General features: G+C 64.3%; 18 protein-coding genes. 12 read left to right on the top strand and 6 right to left on the bottom strand.

From position 1 onward, the window contains the following. Positions 1 to 67 precede the first annotated feature (67 nt). Positions 68 to 931 carry an SDR family oxidoreductase gene (locus tag XH93_RS18980; RefSeq protein ID WP_194474723.1) on the bottom strand — a complete coding sequence of 288 codons (864 nt, stop codon included), beginning with the start codon at positions 929 to 931 and terminating at the stop codon, positions 68 to 70. A gap of 71 nt (positions 932 to 1,002) precedes the next feature. On the opposite strand from XH93_RS18980, the gene XH93_RS18985 reads away from it, so the two are divergent. After that, positions 1,003 to 1,710, top strand: a complete 708-nt coding sequence (locus XH93_RS18985) for a glutathione S-transferase family protein (RefSeq protein ID WP_194474724.1) — start codon at positions 1,003 to 1,005, stop codon at positions 1,708 to 1,710. Here the strand turns inward: XH93_RS18985 and XH93_RS18990 are convergent. Together XH93_RS18990 and XH93_RS18995 are read right to left on the bottom strand one after the other, a co-directional pair. Next, positions 1,694 to 2,248 carry a disulfide bond formation protein B gene (locus tag XH93_RS18990; protein ID WP_194474725.1) on the bottom strand — a complete coding sequence of 185 codons (555 nt, stop codon included), beginning with the start codon at positions 2,246 to 2,248 and terminating at the stop codon, positions 1,694 to 1,696. The two genes, XH93_RS18985 and XH93_RS18990, sit on opposite strands and share 17 nt — an antisense overlap. Before the next feature lie 9 nt (positions 2,249 to 2,257). Next, positions 2,258 to 2,416: a DUF5993 family protein gene (locus XH93_RS18995; RefSeq protein ID WP_194474726.1), complete on the bottom strand. Its 159-nt coding sequence runs from the start codon at positions 2,414 to 2,416 to the stop codon at positions 2,258 to 2,260. A 197-nt stretch (positions 2,417 to 2,613) separates the two neighbouring features. Between XH93_RS18995 and XH93_RS19000 the strand changes: the two genes are divergently transcribed. Then, positions 2,614 to 3,942, top strand: coding sequence for a dicarboxylate/amino acid:cation symporter (locus tag XH93_RS19000; RefSeq protein ID WP_194474727.1), 1,329 nt, complete (start codon positions 2,614 to 2,616; stop codon positions 3,940 to 3,942). Between the two features lie 6 nt (positions 3,943 to 3,948). Here the strand turns inward: XH93_RS19000 and XH93_RS19005 are convergent, their stop codons facing one another. Further along, on the bottom strand, positions 3,949 to 5,493 hold the full coding sequence (locus tag XH93_RS19005) for a winged helix-turn-helix domain-containing tetratricopeptide repeat protein (protein ID WP_194474728.1): 1,545 nt from the start codon (positions 5,491 to 5,493) through the stop codon (positions 3,949 to 3,951). Between the two features lie 164 nt (positions 5,494 to 5,657). Here XH93_RS19005 and XH93_RS19010 point away from each other — a divergent pair, with 164 nt between their 5' ends. The 4 genes from XH93_RS19010 (at position 5,658) to XH93_RS19025 (ending at position 8,698) form a co-directional block, all read left to right on the top strand. Beyond that, on the top strand, positions 5,658 to 6,698 hold the full coding sequence (locus XH93_RS19010) for an alpha/beta fold hydrolase (protein ID WP_194474729.1): 1,041 nt from the start codon (positions 5,658 to 5,660) through the stop codon (positions 6,696 to 6,698). A 21-nt stretch (positions 6,699 to 6,719) separates the two neighbouring features. Then, on the top strand, positions 6,720 to 7,229 hold the full coding sequence (locus tag XH93_RS19015) for a cytochrome P460 family protein (RefSeq protein ID WP_139483023.1): 510 nt from the start codon (positions 6,720 to 6,722) through the stop codon (positions 7,227 to 7,229). A gap of 99 nt (positions 7,230 to 7,328) precedes the next feature. Beyond that, on the top strand, positions 7,329 to 7,697 hold the full coding sequence (locus tag XH93_RS19020) for an ArsC family reductase (protein WP_194475230.1): 369 nt from the start codon (positions 7,329 to 7,331) through the stop codon (positions 7,695 to 7,697). 146 nt (positions 7,698 to 7,843) lie between these two features. Beyond that, entirely contained in the window at positions 7,844 to 8,698 is an 855-nt protein-coding gene (locus XH93_RS19025; RefSeq protein WP_246799665.1) for an SDR family NAD(P)-dependent oxidoreductase, read from the top strand. Positions 8,699 to 8,718: 20 nt separating this feature from the next. Here the strand turns inward: XH93_RS19025 and XH93_RS19030 are convergent, their stop codons facing one another. Together XH93_RS19030 and XH93_RS19035 are read right to left on the bottom strand one after the other, a co-directional pair. Continuing rightward, positions 8,719 to 9,333 (bottom strand): hypothetical protein, encoded by a 615-nt coding sequence (locus tag XH93_RS19030; RefSeq protein ID WP_246799666.1) that lies wholly within the window; start codon positions 9,331 to 9,333, stop codon positions 8,719 to 8,721. A 6-nt stretch (positions 9,334 to 9,339) separates the two neighbouring features. After that, positions 9,340 to 9,948, bottom strand: coding sequence for a PAS domain-containing protein (locus XH93_RS19035; RefSeq protein ID WP_194474731.1), 609 nt, complete (start codon positions 9,946 to 9,948; stop codon positions 9,340 to 9,342). 336 nt (positions 9,949 to 10,284) lie between these two features. Here XH93_RS19035 and XH93_RS19040 point away from each other — a divergent pair, with 336 nt between their 5' ends. From XH93_RS19040 to XH93_RS19065, 6 genes are all read left to right on the top strand, one after another. After that, positions 10,285 to 11,040 carry an ABC transporter ATP-binding protein gene (locus XH93_RS19040; RefSeq protein ID WP_139861252.1) on the top strand — a complete coding sequence of 252 codons (756 nt, stop codon included), beginning with the start codon at positions 10,285 to 10,287 and terminating at the stop codon, positions 11,038 to 11,040. Next, the gene (locus XH93_RS19045; protein WP_139483018.1) at positions 11,033 to 11,776 is read left to right on the top strand and encodes an ABC transporter ATP-binding protein; all 744 of its coding nucleotides are present in this window, start codon (positions 11,033 to 11,035) and stop codon (positions 11,774 to 11,776) included. Before XH93_RS19040 ends, XH93_RS19045 begins: the two co-directional genes overlap by 8 nt. Positions 11,777 to 11,819: 43 nt before the next feature. Beyond that, on the top strand, positions 11,820 to 13,040 hold the full coding sequence (locus tag XH93_RS19050; protein WP_139483017.1) for an ABC transporter substrate-binding protein: 1,221 nt from the start codon (positions 11,820 to 11,822) through the stop codon (positions 13,038 to 13,040). A 66-nt stretch (positions 13,041 to 13,106) separates the two neighbouring features. Continuing rightward, complete coding sequence (locus tag XH93_RS19055; RefSeq protein WP_139483016.1) at positions 13,107 to 13,970, top strand: branched-chain amino acid ABC transporter permease; 864 nt, start codon at positions 13,107 to 13,109, stop codon at positions 13,968 to 13,970. A 1-nt stretch (position 13,971) separates the two neighbouring features. Next, a complete protein-coding gene (locus XH93_RS19060) occupies positions 13,972 to 14,940 on the top strand; it encodes a branched-chain amino acid ABC transporter permease (protein ID WP_139483015.1) in 969 nt (322 codons plus the stop codon). A gap of 145 nt (positions 14,941 to 15,085) precedes the next feature. Further along, positions 15,086 to 15,730, top strand: coding sequence for a DUF47 domain-containing protein (locus XH93_RS19065; RefSeq protein ID WP_139483014.1), 645 nt, complete (start codon positions 15,086 to 15,088; stop codon positions 15,728 to 15,730).

Below are 15,730 nucleotides of genomic sequence, written 5' to 3' on the forward strand. Positions count from 1 at the left end.
GTGCAAATCCTATTTTAGCGCCTATGGGCTTGCGCCAGGACGACAGAGTTCGCCAGGACGACGGGCGTCACTCGCGAAAATAATCCGGCTTGCCGGTGGTCCAGGTCTCGCCCCAATGCTGGCTGCCGCCGTCGACGGTCAGCGTCTCGCCGGTGATGAAATTGCCGGAGGGGCCGGTGAGATAGACGGCGGCTTCGGCGATGTCCCAGGGAGAGCCGGGGCGCATCATCGGGTTCGAGCGCGGGTAGGCGGCGCGCGCCGCTTCGCTGTAGACGTTCCAGCCTTCGGTCTCGATCGCGCCGGGCGCGATGCAATTGACGCGGATGTTCAGCGGCGCCCACTCGACGGCGAGCGCGCGCGACAGGCCGATCACGCCGGACCGCGCCGCGATGGTGTGCGCGATGCCGTAGAGGCCGTGGCTCGTCACCACCACGATGTTGACGATGCTGCCGGCGTGCTGGTGGTAGCGCCAGCGCTGCGCGGCGGCCTGCATCATGTACCAGGTGCCGCTGAGGTTGGTGTTGATGACCGCGTTCCAGCCCTTGATCGAAAAGTCGATCGCGGCCTGCGGAAACTGGCCGCCGGCGCTGTTGACGAGATGATCGATGCGGCCGTGTTGCGCCCACAGCGCATCGAACATGGCGTTGACCGCATCCGCATCCTTGATGTCGACCACGTGCGCGGAGGCCTTCAAGCCGCGCCGCATGAGGTGATCGGCGAGTGCGGCGAGCTTGTCACCGTTGCGGCCGGTCACCACGACATGGGCGCCGAGCCGCGCCAGCAGCCAGGCGATGGCCCGCCCGATGCCGCCGGCGCCGCCGGAGACCACCGCCACCTGACCGGCCAGTGCATCCGCCGCGAACACGGTCGGATGCGTGGCCAGTTCGTCGTCGGAAAGACCAAGCCGTTCCGGCTTCGGCTGATCGCTCATGTGCGGCCCTTGCGGCTGGCATCGAGGCCCCTACACTAATCACCCAAGCGCAATCAGGCAAAGACATCGACATGACCGACCTCTCGGCTTTTCCAATCACCAAACGTTGGCCCGCCCAGCATCCGGATCGTCTGCAGCTCTATTCGCTGCCGACGCCGAACGGGGTGAAGGTCTCGATCATGCTCGAGGAGATCGGGCTGCCCTACGAGGTGCATCTGGTCGACTTCGGCAAGGACGACCAGAAGACGCCGGAATTCCTGTCGCTGAATCCGAACGGCAGGATCCCGGCGATCATCGATCCCAATGGTCCCGGCGGCCAGCCGTTGCCGCTGTTCGAGTCCGGCGCCATCCTGCAGTATCTCGCCGAGAAGACCGGCAGGCTGCTGCCTTCAGATGCCACGCGCCGCTATCAGGCCATCCAATGGGTGCATTTTCAGATGGGCGGCATCGGCCCGATGTTCGGCCAGGTCGGCTTCTTCCACAAATTCGCCGGCAAGGATTTTGAGGACAAGCGGCCACTGCAGCGTTACGTCGCCGAGTCAAAACGCCTGCTCGGCGTGATGGAAACGCGCCTCGCCGGGCGGCAGTGGTTCATGGACGACGAATACTCGATCGCCGACGTCTCGATGATCGGTTGGGTGCGCAATCTGATCGGCTTCTACGGTGCACGCGAGCTGGTCGAGTTCGATCAGTTCAAGCATGTCGCCGGCTGGCTCGAGCGCGCCCTCAAGCGGCCGGCCGTGGAGCGCGGCCTGAATATTCCTAAGCGCCCGACCTGAGCAGCTCATAGACAACGGGATTGTCGGCGCAGGCGCCAAAGCCGCATTCGAGCAAAGTGGAGATCACGTTCAGCGCCGTCAGTCCGGTTACCAGCCACACCGCGCCCTGCGCGAAGCGGCCGGCCGGCTGCGGCTGCGTCGCGCGGTGATCGAACTGGCGGTCGAACAGCAGCATGATCGCGAGCAGGACGATGGCCGCGACGAAGCCGATCAGCGCCCAGCTATAGTAGTGGTAGCCAAGCAGCGCCGAACCGTAACCGGCATCTCCAGGGAGGATGTGTAGCAGCACCTGCCGTGTCGAGACCACGGCGCCCGCAACCGCCGTCAGCAGCGACAGTGCATAGTGGCTCGGTCGCGGCCCGAAGCGGACATTGAGGATCGGACCGACCGCCAGCATCGCGAACAGGATGCGCTGCAAGAGACACAGCGGGCAGGGCAGCTCGTGCAGCAGGAACTGGGCGGCGAAGGCCGCAGCCAGCACCAGCGCAACGCCGTACAGCGCGAGCGCATTCAACGTCGTGGCCTGCGTGTCGGTCATGGCCGGCCCCTAGAACGACAGGTTGAGCCGGTCGGTGGCGTGGTGCAGGAAGGTCGCGACACAGCCGATCAGCACCACTGCGAACAGGCCGACTGCGAGCGGACGCGGACCTCGCCACGCAACCAGCATGACGGTCGTAATGGCAAGAAACAGTATCGTGAATTCCATCCATTGCCCTCCGATGCCAGCTTGCCCGCACTATATGCCAGATTCGTGCTCGCACTGGTGCGAACCCAGCGCCTTGTCGTCCTTGCGCGACAGTGAGCAAGAATGGCATGCAGTGAGCAAGAATGGGCATTGTCGCCTATGCGCCGCTCCGCCAAGATGACACCACCAGTCGAGTTAGATCCAGCCCGGGGCACCTCATGACCACAGCCGCAATCAAGCCCGTTGCCCATCACCATCACCAGCCCTGGTACAAGATCCTCTACATTCAGGTGCTGATCGCGATCTTCGCGGGCGTGCTGGTCGGCTACTTCTACCCCGACCTCGGCAAGGAGCTGAAGCCGCTCGGCGACGGCTTCATCGCGCTGATCAAGATGATGATCGCGCCGGTGATCTTCTGCACCGTGGTGCACGGCATCTCCTCGATGGGCGACCTCAAGCGCGTCGGCCGCGTCGGATTGAAGGCGCTGATCTATTTCGAGACGGTCTCGACGGTGGCGTTGGCGATCGGCCTCCTGGTCGGCGAATTGCTGCAGCCCGGTCACGGCTTCAACATCGATCCGGCCACGATCGATCCGAAGTCGGTTTCCACCTACGTGACGCAGGCCAAGGAGCAGGGCATCGTCCACCATCTGCTGGCGATCATTCCGGACAGCTATTTCGGCGCGGTGGCGCGCGGCGACCTGCTGCAAGTGCTGCTGATCTCGATCCTGTCGGGCTTTGCCATCGTATTCATGGGCAAGGTCGGCGAGCCGATCGCGGCGGCGGTCGACACCGCCGCAAAGATGTTCTTCGGCATCATCCGCATGATCGTCCGCCTCGCGCCGCTCGGCGCATTCGGCGCCATGGCCTTCACCGTTGGCGCCTACGGCCTCGGCTCGCTGGTGAATCTGGCGGCGCTGATCGGCACCTTCTATCTCACCAGCGTGCTGTTCGTGCTGATCGTGCTCGGCGCGATCGCGCGGCTGTCGGGCTTCTCGATCATCCGCTTCATCGCCTATATCAAGGACGAGCTCTTGATCGTGCTCGGCACCTCATCATCGGAGACGGTGCTGCCGCAGATGATCCAGAAGATGGAGCATCTCGGCGCCTCGCGCTCGGTGGTCGGCCTCGTCATCCCGACCGGCTACAGCTTCAACCTCGACGGCACCAACATCTACATGACGCTGGCGACGCTGTTCCTGGCGCAGGCCACCAACACGCATCTGACGATCTGGCAGGAGCTCGGCATTCTCGGCATCGCCATGATCACCTCGAAGGGCGCCTCCGGCGTCACCGGCGCGGGCTTCATCACGCTGGCGGCGACGCTGTCGATCGTGCCTGATATCCCGATCCAGTCGATCGCGATCCTGGTCGGCATCGACAAGTTCATGAGCGAGTGCCGCGCGCTGACCAATCTGATCGGCAACGGCGTTGCCTGCGTCGTGATCAGCCTGTCCGAGGGCGAGCTCGACAAGGACGCGCTGCACGAGACCATGGCGCATCCGATCGAACTCGGCGAGGCGCTGGAGCCGGGCGGGGGCGGCTGAGCAGCATCAGTCCGGCACGCCGGCCGCCTTCAGCGTCTCGACATAGGTCCTGGACATCGCCTCGACCGGGAACGGAATCCGCGACAGGAACGTGGCAATCGAAAACTCCGGATCGACCTTGAGCAGCTCGCGCGCGGTCTGGGTCGCGCGCTCGGTGTCGCCGGTCTTGACCAGCGCCACGATCAGGACGCGCAGCGCCACTGCGAAGCGGCGGTTCTGCGCCAGCGCCTTGTCGGCCCAGACGACCGCGTCGGCAAAGTTGCCGTCGAGCACCGCGCAGATCGCCAGCGCCGCGGCGGCGAACCAGCCGCGCGGGTCGCGCGGGTTCAGCCGCTGCGCGCGCTCGATCATGGCGCGGCCGGTGGCCTGGTTGCCGCGCATTGCCTCGATCCAGCCGCCAAGCGTCAGCGCCATCGCCGAGTTCGGGTTGATCGCAAGCGAGCGCTCGAACAATTCGCGCGCCGGCTCGATCTCGTCGGCCATGTTCCAGATCGCGAACGCCGCCATCCACAGCACCTGCGCATCGCTTGGCGCAAGCTCGACCGCGCGCCAGGCCTGCGCCACCGCGCGCTCGCGATAGGCGTCATCGGGCACCAGCCAGCCCTGGACGTGGCGCATCGCATAGCAATAGGCCGAGGCCGCCAGTGCGGGTGCGTAGGCGCCATCGAGCGCGAGGGCCTGGTCGAGGCAGTCGATTGCGGCCGCCATGCTCTCGGGCGTGAATTCGTAGCGCAGGCTGTAGGCGCGCAGCAGCAGGTCGTAGGCATCGAGCGTCTCGGGCGGCGCGCTACGGCGCCGCTCGGCCTCCGCCACATGCAGCGTCGGCTCGATCGCGCCGACCACGCTTTCGGTGATGCGGTCCTGCAGCTCGAACACATCATCCGCCGCGCCGTCGAAGCGGTCGGCCCACAGATGCGCGCCGGAGACGGCGTCGATCAGCTGTCCGGTGATCCGCAAGCGATTGCCGCCGCGGCGGACGCTGCCCTCCAGCACATAGAACACGCCGAGCTCGCGGCCGACCTGGCGGATATCGACCGCCTTGCCCTTGTAGGTGAAGGCGGAGTTGCGCGCGATCACCGTCAGCCGGCTGCAGCGGGCCAGCGCGGTGGTGATGTCCTCGGCGATCCCGTCGGCGAAATAGTCCTGCTCGGGGTCGCCGCTCATATTGGTGAAGGGCAGCACCGCGATCGAGGGCCCCTCGCTCGGCCGCGGGCTTTCCGCGATCGGACGGTCGGGCGCTGTGTCCTCCCTGACCTCGCCGACAAAACGGAGGCCCTTGCGCGGCAGGGTGCGGATCAGCCGCTGCTCCTCGCCATTGTCGCCGATCGCGGTCCGCGCGGCATTGACCCGGCTGCTCAGCGTCGCTTCCGAGACGATCCGGCCCTGCCAGACGGCAGCCAGCACCTCGTCGCGGCTGACCACCCGGGCGCGGGCGCCAATCAGGAACTCGAGCAGATCGAACACCTGCGGCTCGACCGCCACCAGCGCGCCGCCGCGGCGCAGCTCCCGGCGCTCGGGATCAAGGGTGAAGTCGTTGAAACGATAGGGCAAATCAGAAGATCCGGCGGCCGGTCGCTTGGCAGGTGGCGGAACCTAGCACAGCCGCGGACAAGCAAAAATCACGACGCCCTGAAGGCCAAGTCCACGTCGTCTCAAAGCGCAGCCGTCCCGGCTCTGGCATAACTTGCCGCGACACCAGACTTAAGGAGATCGCCATGTCGCCATCCATCAATCAACAGCGCCGTCACTTCCTCGGCATCGCCGCGGGGACCGTCGTCGCGGCCAAATTCGGCCTGTTCGGATCGGCGGGCGCCCAAACCAAGGCGGCGCTTCCTGCGATCAAGGCCGGCGCCCACACCTCGATCGGTCCGGTCAAGCAGATCAACGCCGGCGTGCTCGACGTCGGCTATGTCGAGATGGGCCCGGCGACCGGTCCCGCCGTCATCCTGCTGCACGGCTGGCCCTATGATATCCACAGCTACGCCGACGTCGCGCCGGCGCTGGCCGAGGCCGGCTATCGGGTGATCGTGCCGCATCTGCGCGGCTATGGCTCGACGCGCTTCCTCTCCAGCGACACGATGCGCAGCGGCCAGCCGGTCGCGGTTTCCGCCGACATCATCGCGCTGATGGATGCCTTGAAGATCGAGAAGGCCGTGCTCGGCGGCTATGATTGGGGCGCGCGCACCGCCAACATCATGACCGTGCTGTGGCCCGAGCGCTGCAAGGCCATGGTGTCGGTGAGCGGCTACCTGATCGGCAGCCAGGCTGCCGGCAAGATGCCGCTGCCGCCGAAGGCCGAGCTGCAATGGTGGTACCAGTTCTATTTCGCGACCGAGCGCGGCCGCGAAGGCTATGCCAAGAACCGGCATGATTTCGCCAAGCTGATCTGGCAGCTGGCCTCGCCGCAGTGGAAGTTCGACGACGCCACCTACGACCGCAGCGCGGTGGCCTTCGACAATCCCGATCATGTCGACATCGTGATCCACAATTACCGCTGGCGGCTGGGCCTCGCCGAGGGTGAGGCGAAGTACGACGCATTTGAGAAGACGCTGGCGCAGGCGCCCGTCATCGCGATCCCGACCATCACGATGGAGGGTGATGCCAACGGCGCGCCGCATCCGGAGCCCGCCGCCTATGCCAAGAAATTCTCCGGACATTATCAGCATCGCCAGCTGCCCGGCGGCATCGGCCACAACCTGCCGCAGGAAGCGCCGCAGGAATTCACCCAGGCGATCATCGACGTCAGCAAGCTCTGAGCAGGCGCAGGCAACGAAACCATGACACTGAGTTTGAAATGGGCAGCTGCCGCGATCGCGGCAGCCTGCATCACCGCGTCATTGCCGTTCGCTGTCGGACATGCCGACGATGCGGCGTTGGCAGCACCGATCTTCGGGGTGAAAATTCCCGCCGGCTATCGCGACTGGAAGCTGATTGCGGTCGGCGAGGAGACCGGGCTCGACGAGTTGCGCGGCGTCGTCGGCAATGCCACCGCCGTGAAGGCCTATCAGGAGAACAAGACGCCGTTCCCCGATGGCACCACGCTGGTCAAGCTGGCCTGGAAGCGCAAGCCGGTCGCCGGCCTCAACGGCGCCTTCGTCACGGGACCGGCGACCACCGTCCAGGTCATGGTCAAGGACTCCGTGAAATATGCCGCAACCGGCGGCTGGGGTTTTGGCCGCTTCATCGACGGCAAGCCGGTCGATGCCGCCCAGCACGAGACCTGCTTTGCCTGTCACGAAGCGCACGCCAAGGACTTCGACTTCGTGTTCACGCACTATGCGCATTGAGGCAACGCCAAGATCGGTGTGGAGAGCGGCTGCATCCGGTCTGGCGCGGCGCCTGCCGTGGGGCTAGCTTCCACGGCTCGCAACGTGCGGGGAATGGCAGTGAGCATCACGATCTACGGCATCAAGAACTGCGACACCATGAAGAAGGCGCGGGCCTGGCTCGACGATCATGGCGTCGCCTACGATTTTCACGACTACAAGGCTGCCGGCATCGGCAAGGACAAGCTGAAGCAATGGAGCGACGAGGTCGGCTGGGAAACGCTGCTCAACCGCGCCGGCACCACCTTCAAGAAGCTGCCCGACGCCGACAAGGAAGGCCTCAACGAGCGCAAGGCGCTGGCGCTGATGGCCGAGCAGCCCTCGATGATCAAGCGCCCGGTGCTCGACCTCGGACCGAAGCGCGTGGTCGGCTTCAAGCCGGACCTCTATGCCAAGGAAGTGCCGGCGAAGGCGCGCAAGAAGAATTAAGTCGAAGAGCCCGCGCGCACTTATAAATTCCGGCACGGCCAGACGCGGATATCCCGCACGCTTCCCAATCGCCTGAAAGTGCGCTGATATGGCGTCCGGTGACATCCGGCGTTTTGGCGTGAGAGTGTCCGCTTGCACATGGGAGAATGCGCGTGAAAGAACTCGCTGGAAAGACCGCGTTCGTGACCGGTGCAGCGTCAGGCATTGGACTCGGGATCGCTACCGCCTTCGCCCAGGCGGGGGCGAAGGTCATGCTTTGCGACATTGAGGAAGCGGCTCTGTCCGCAGCGCTCGAACAACTGAGGCGCACCAACGTCGATGTCGACGGCGTGAAAGCGGACGTCTCACTCAAAGCCGAACTGGTGGCGGCCGCCGAAGCCACGACTGCCCGTTATGGCAAGGTGCATATCCTCGTCAACAACGCGGGTGTCGGTGGCGGTGGGCCCTACGGCACCTGGACCGAGGGGGCGTGGAATTGGACCTTGGGCGTCAACCTGATGGCGACCATTTGGGGGATCGAGATTTTCGGGCCGTTGATCGAGCAGCATGGCGAGGGTGGACACATTGTATCCACAGCCTCGATCGCTGGCCTGATTTCAGGGGGAAGCACGGCATACAACGTCTCAAAGTATGGCGTTGTCGCGCTGTCCGAAGGACTCCGGCAAGAACTCGCTCCCCGCGGGATTGGCGTATCGGTGCTGTGTCCCGGCTTCATCCGCACCCAAATCACGGACTCAGGGCGAAATCTCCCCAAGCGCTTCGAGGGAGCGGTCCGGGCCATGCCGACTTCGGGCCCACTTGCCGAGCGGATCAATCTGATCCGGGAACGCGTCTCTCAGGGTATCGATCCCGTCTATGTCGGCGAACTCGTCCGCGAAGGCGTCGAAAACGACTGGCCATATATCTTCACCGATCTCGAGTTTGAGCCGATCATCGAAGCGCGCTTCGCCGCGATCAAGCAAAGCTTTGACCGCATCCGCGGGCGCGACCCGAAACGTTGAGCGCGCAGCGGTTCGGCGTCTTAAATCAACTCGATGGAATCGCGCGCGGCCGGCCGCGCCGCCGGGACGAAGGCGCGGTCGATCACCGCGCGCACCGTGACGACGGGCACGGTCTTCGCCGTCACGCCCATCAGATTGCGCAGCCGAAACCCGCCCTCGATGCTGATCGCCTTGTAGGAGCCGATGATGTGCTCGACGCTGTCGCCGCGGCCGAACGGCAGCAGCAGCCGTTCATACGAGACGTCCTTGCCGTCGGCGTCCTGCACCGTCGCGACCGTATAGGTCGGGCGCTGGCGCGCCAGGCAGGCGCGATAGGACAGGATCACGCCCGCGTAACGCTCGGGGCCGATCGCATCATCCAGATAGCGGTTGGCCCGTTGCGCCGGCTCAATGTGCTCGGTGCCGTAAGCCGTCGCCAGCCTGGTCCCTTCCTGCGTGATCAGGAAGCGCGCGGCGTCCCCGCTGCCGATCACGTCGAATTCCATCATGTCGGCGCGCTCGTCGGCGGAGCCGTCGGTGCGGAAATCGCGCGGCAAGGGCAGGGCATTCGGCTGGCGCAGCGCGCGCAGCCAGGCGTTCAGCAGCACCCGCTGCGTGATCGATTTGACTACCGATGGATCGGCACTCTGGAACATGATCGGCTAGCCGAACTCGAGCACATCCCCGCGCGGGATGCGGCCAGGGGCGCGATGGAACAGGTCGCGATCGATGATGGCGCAGAGCTTGAATTCCGGCAGCTTGTCGTTGCCGCGCATCAGATTGCGGATTTCGAAGCTGCCATCCACGCTGATCGTCTTCAGCGAGGCGATCAGATGATTGACCGGGCCGCCGTCCGAGAACGGCAGCAGCAGCCGTTCATAGGCAACCACGCGACCATAGATGTCGTCGATGTGGGCGATGGTGTAGACAGGCAGCCGGCGCGCGATGCATTCGTAGTAGACCGGCATCACGAGCGGCGCGAGCCGCGGTCCAAAATAGTCGTCGAGCAGCCGGCCCTTGCCGGTGTTGCCGAAAGCGGTCGCCATCCGCGTGCCGTCGCTCTGGATCGTCAGCTGCGGCACCCGCGCTGTCGTGTCGACGGTGAAGTACACGAGATCCGGCAGATCCTCCTCGATCCTCCCGGGGGCAAATTCCGCAATTCCCGGAATCGTCTGGCCGCGGGCGTAAAGCCGCAGCCACGTGTTGAGGAAATCACGCTGCCTGATCGACTTGATCACCGAAGGATTGGCGCTCTCGAATTGCAAGGCCATGGCCGCTCGTCATGAAAATTGCTCCAAGCTTCGGCCACAGGGCGGAAATATTCTGTGAAAGTCCGCGCGCGCAGCAAATCACCGTTAATGGCCGCTTTCCAAGGCGCAAAGGGCCGCCTGAGGCTATTCGACTAAGGATCAACCGGAACAGGGTAGGGCTGATACCGCGGTGCAGCGCTTTCAGCCTTGCGTAACCGCCGCGGATGACGGCATATTCCGGCCCGGAGGCGGCGGGCTCCGGGACGGTTTCCAAGACGTAACGGACATTCCGTCGAACATGAAAAACAGGCCACGCGGGCGAGAGGCCTCGCAGCGATGGCGCACGGGGGATTCTATTTGGCCGATGAGTTCATTCTCGAAACCAGCGGATTGACCAAGGAATTCGCGGGTTTCTTCGCCGTTCGCGACGTCGCGCTGAAGGTGCGTCGCGGCAGTATTCATGCGTTGATCGGCCCCAACGGCGCCGGCAAGACGACCTGCTTCAACCTGCTGACCAAGTTCCTGAAGCCGACGGGCGGCCAGATCCGCTACAAGGGCAAGGACATCACCGCGATGGCGCCGGCCGACGTGGCGCGGCTTGGGCTGGTCCGCTCGTTCCAGATCTCGGCGGTGTTTCCGCATCTGACCGCGCTGGAAAACGTCCGCGTGGCGCTGCAGCGCCAGCACGGATCGTCGTTCGATTTCTGGCGCTCCAAGAGCGTGCTCGACCGCTTCAATCCGCGCGCCCATGAGCTTCTGAACGACGTCGGCTTGAGCGAATTCGCCAATACCCCGGCGGTCGAGATGCCGTATGGCCGCAAGCGCGCACTTGAGATTGCGACGACGCTGGCGCTCGACCCCGAGATGATGCTGCTCGACGAACCGATGGCCGGCATGGGCCACGAGGACATCGACAAGATCGCGGCGCTGATCAAGCGGATCTCCGCCAAATACACCATCCTGATGGTCGAACATAACCTCTCGGTGGTTGCCAACCTCTCCGACATCATCACCGTGCTGACGCGCGGCCAGGTGCTGGCGGAGGGCCACTACGCCGACCTCTCCAAGGACGAGCGCGTGAAGGAAGCCTATCTGGGAGCGGGTCATGGCTGAGGCGAAACTGGCGGAAAGGCCCGCGGCGGCCACCGGCGCCGAGGTGCTGACGGTCAAGGACCTGCAGGCCTGGTACGGCGAATCCCACATCCTGCACGGCATCAATTTCGGCGTGAAGGCCGGCGAGGTGGTGACGCTGCTCGGCCGCAACGGCGCCGGCAAGACCACCACGCTGAAGTCGGTGATGGGAATCATCGGCAAGCGCTCGGGCTCGATCCGCTTCAACAACGAAGAAATCATCCGCGCGTCCTCTGACCGCATCGCGCGGAAGGGCATCGCGTTCTGTCCCGAGGAGCGCGGCATCTTCTCGAGCCTCGACGTGCGCGAGAATCTGATGCTGCCGCCGACGGTGCGCCCGGGCGGCCTGTCGCTCGAGCAGATCTTCACGCTGTTTCCGAATCTGAAGGAGCGTCTCACCAGCCAGGGCACCAAGCTCTCCGGCGGCGAGCAGCAGATGCTGGCGATCGCGCGCATCCTGCGCACCGGCGCGCGCTTCCTGATGCTGGACGAGCCGACCGAGGGGCTCGCGCCGGTCATCATCCAGCAGATCGGCCACACCATTGCGCGGCTGAAGTCGGAGGGATTCACCATCCTCCTCGTCGAGCAGAATTTCCGCTTCGCCTCGACCGTCGCCGACCGCTACTACATCGTCGAGCACGGCAAGGTGATCGACGGTTTCGCCAATTCGGAGCTGTCGGCCAACATGGACAAGCTCCACACCTACCTTGGCGTTTGAAGACCGCCAGAACCAGAAAATTTCAGGACTGAGGGAATACGACATGAAGAACATGATTTCGGCGCTGCTGCTCGGCACCGCATTGACGCTCGCTTCCGCGGGCCTTGCGTCGGCGCAGGACAAGACGGTCAAGATTGGTGCGCTGTCGGATCAGTCCGGCCTCTACGCCGACCTCGCCGGTCCCGGCTCGACGCTGGCGGCGCAGATGGCGGTCGAGGACTCCAAGCTGAAGGACAAGGGCTGGAAGATCGACATCATCTCCGGCGATCACCAGAACAAGCCCGACATCGGCACCACCATCGCCCGGCAGTGGTTCGATGTCGACAAGGTTGACGTGATCGTCGACGTGCCGAACTCCGGCGTCGCGCTCGCGGTCAACAATGTCGTGAAGGAAAAGAACGGCGTCTACATCAACTCGGGCGCCGCGACCTCGGACCTGAGCAATGCGCAGTGCTCGCCGAACACGGTGCACTGGACCTATGACACCTACATGCTGGCCCACGCCACCGGACAGGCGCTGGTCAAGGCGGGTGGCGACACCTGGTTCTTCCTCACCGCGGACTACGCCTTCGGTGCGGCGCTGGAGCGCGACACCACCGCCGTCGTCACCGCCAATGGCGGCAAGGTGGTCGGCGGCGTCAAGCATCCGCTCAACACCGCGGACTTCTCCTCGTTCCTGCTGCAGGCGCAGGCCTCCAAGGCCAAGATCATCGGCCTTGCCAATGCCGGCGGCGATACCACCAACTCGATCAAGCAGGCAGCCGAGTTCGGCATCGGCAAGGGCGGCCAGAAGCTCGCGGGGCTTCTGCTGTTCCTCACCGACGTCAAGGCGATCGGCCTCGAGACGGCGCAGGGCCTCAACTTCACCGAGACGTTCTACTGGGATCTGAACGACCAGACCCGGGCGTTTTCCAAGCGGTTCTCGGAGCGGATGAAGAACAGCGCGCCGCCGACCATGGTGCAGGCCGGCGTCTATGCGGGCCTGATGCATTACTTCAAGGCGCTGGATGCGCTCGGCGGCAATCCGCATGACGGCGCCAAGATCGTCGCCAAGATGAAGGAGATCCCGGCCGACGATCCGCTGTTCGGCAAGGGCGAGGTCCAGGCCAACGGCCGCGTCATCCACAACGCCTATCTGTTCGAGGTGAAGAAGCCGTCGGAGTCGAAGGGCCCGTGGGACCTCTACAAGCTGGTCGGCACGGTGCCGGGCGATCAGGCCTTCACGCCGCTCGACAAGAGCAGCTGCGCGCTGTTGAAGAAGTGACGATCGTGCCCGCCGGCGCGCAGGCGTGACCGGCGGGCGTCATCCAGTTAAGCGAAAGCTCGATCGATGCAGGCTCTCTACGCACAGCTTCTGGTGGGACTGATCAACGGCTCGTTCTACGCGCTGCTCAGTCTGGGGCTCGCCGTGATCTTCGGCATGCTCAACATCATCAATTTCGCGCATGGCGCGCTCTACATGATGGGCGCCTTCGTGGCGTACTTCCTGCTCAATCTGGGCGGCATCAGCTACTGGTGGGCGCTGCTGATCGCGCCGATCCTGGTCGGCATCTTCGGCATGATTCTCGAGCGCACCATGCTGCAATGGCTGACCGGGCTCGATCATCTCTACGGGCTGCTTTTGACCTTCGGCATCGCGCTGATCGTGCAGGGCGTGTTCCAGAACTATTTCGGCTCCTCAGGTCTGCCTTACGCTATTCCCGATCAGCTCAAGGGCGGCGTCAATCTCGGCTTCATGTTCCTGCCGATCTATCGCGGCTGGGTCGTGATCTTCTCGCTGGTGGTGTGTCTCGCCACCTGGTTCCTGATCGAGAAGACGCAGCTCGGCGCCTACCTGCGCGCTGCCACCGAAAACCCGACGCTGGTGCGGGCCTTCGGCATCAACGTGCCGCGCATGATCACGCTGACCTACGGGCTCGGCGTCGGCCTCGCCGCGCTCGCCGGCGTGCTGTCGGCGCCGATCAACCAGGTCCGGCCGCTGATGGGCGCCGATCTCATCATCGTGGTGTTCGCGGTGGTGGTGATCGGCGGCATGGGTTCGATCATGGGATCGATCATCACCGGCTTCGCGCTCGGCGTGATCGAAGGATTTACCAAGTATTATTATCCCGAGGCCTCCAACACCGTGGTGTTTGTCCTGATGGTGCTGGTGCTGCTGGTGAAGCCGACGGGATTGACGGGACGGGCGGCCTGATATGTCAGCATTGACCGACGATACACTTCCGATGACGCCGCGCGCGATGCGCGACGAGATGATCGTGTTCGCCATCTTGGCGGTGCTGCTGGCGATCGTGCCGTTTACGGGGATCTATCCGTTCTTCGTCATGCAGGCGCTGTGCTTCGCGCTGCTCGCCTGCGCCTTCAACCTGTTGATCGGCTATGGCGGCCTGCTGTCGTTCGGCCACGCCATGTTCCTCGGCACCGCCGGCTACGTGACCGCGCATGCGTTGAAGGTGTGGGCGCTGCCGCCCGAGCTCGGCATCCTGATCGGCACCGCGGCCGCGGCCCTGCTTGGCCTCGCCACCGGCTACGTCTCGATCAAGCGGCAGGGCATCTACTTCTCGATGATCACGCTGGCGCTGTCGCAGCTGCTGTATTTCATCTATCTGCAGGCGCCGTTCACCCATGGCGAGGACGGCATTCAGGGCATTCCGCAGGGGCATCTGCTCGGCATCCTCGATCTGTCCAAGCCGACCGTGCTCTATTACGTCGTGCTGGCCGGATTCCTCGCCGGCTTCCTCTTGATCTACCGCACCATCAACTCGCCGTTCGGCGAGGTGCTGAAGTCGATCCGCGAGAACGAGCCGCGTGCGATCTCGCTCGGTTACAAGACCGACCAGTACAAGCTGCTCGCCTACATCCTGTCGGGCACGCTGGCGGGCTTCGCCGGCTCGCTGAAGGTGTTCGTGGCCCAAAACGCCTCGCTCACCGACGTACACTGGTCGATGTCCGGCGAAATTGTGCTGATGACGCTGGTCGGCGGCCTCGGCACCATCTTCGGACCGGTGGTCGGCGCCTTCGTGATCATCGCCATGCAGCAATATCTCGCCGGCTTCGGCCAGTGGGTGACGGTGATCCAGGGTGTGATCTTCGTTTCCTGCGTGCTGCTGTTCCGCCGCGGCTTGGTCGGCGAGCTCGCCCATCTGCTGCGGCGTTCGCTGTAGGGCAGGGAGCCGGATTTTTCGCTGACTTAACAGTGGACGGCACCCCATTCGGGGGGCCGTCAGCAGTGGCTTTTTCTGCGCAATGTGTTCTATGACAGTTTTGTGACAGTCGCTGCCGGCTGTCCCGGAGCGATGGAATAGACCCATGTTGCGCTGGTTTCGCGCCTTTCTGCCCAAGGAAGAGCGATTTTTCGACCTGTTCGCCCGGCACGCCCAGACCTCTGTGCAGTGCGCGCTGGCCCTGCAGGACATGCTGAAGGGCGGCGAGGAGACCCTGGTCTTCTGTCAGCGCGTCAATCAATTCGAGAACGACGCGGACAACGTCACCCGCGAGGTGCTCACCGCCGTCCGCCGTACCTTCATCACGCCGTTCGACCGCGGCGACATCAAGAGTCTGATCACCTCGATGGACGACGCGGTCGACCAGATGCAGCAGACCGCCAAGGCCGTCGTGCTGTTCGAGGTGCGCGCGTTCGAGCCGCCGATGCGCGAGATCGGCAGCCTGATCACCGAATGCGCCAATCTGGTCGTCCGCGCGCTGCCGCTGCTGCAGTCGATCGGTCCGAACGTTGCGATGCTGACCCAGATCACCGAGGAACTGACCAAGCTCGAGGGCCGGGTCGACGACCTCCACGACATCGGGCTGAAGGAATTGTTCCTGAAGCACCGCGACGCCAACACGATGGATTTCATCGTCGGCGCGGAGATCTACGATCATCTCGAGAAGGTGGCCGACCGCTTTGACGACGTCGCGAACGAGATCAATTCGATCGTGATCGAACAGGTATAG

It is taken from the genome of Bradyrhizobium sp. CCBAU 51753, assembly GCF_015291565.1.
Taxonomy (GTDB): domain Bacteria; phylum Pseudomonadota; class Alphaproteobacteria; order Rhizobiales; family Xanthobacteraceae; genus Bradyrhizobium; species Bradyrhizobium ivorense.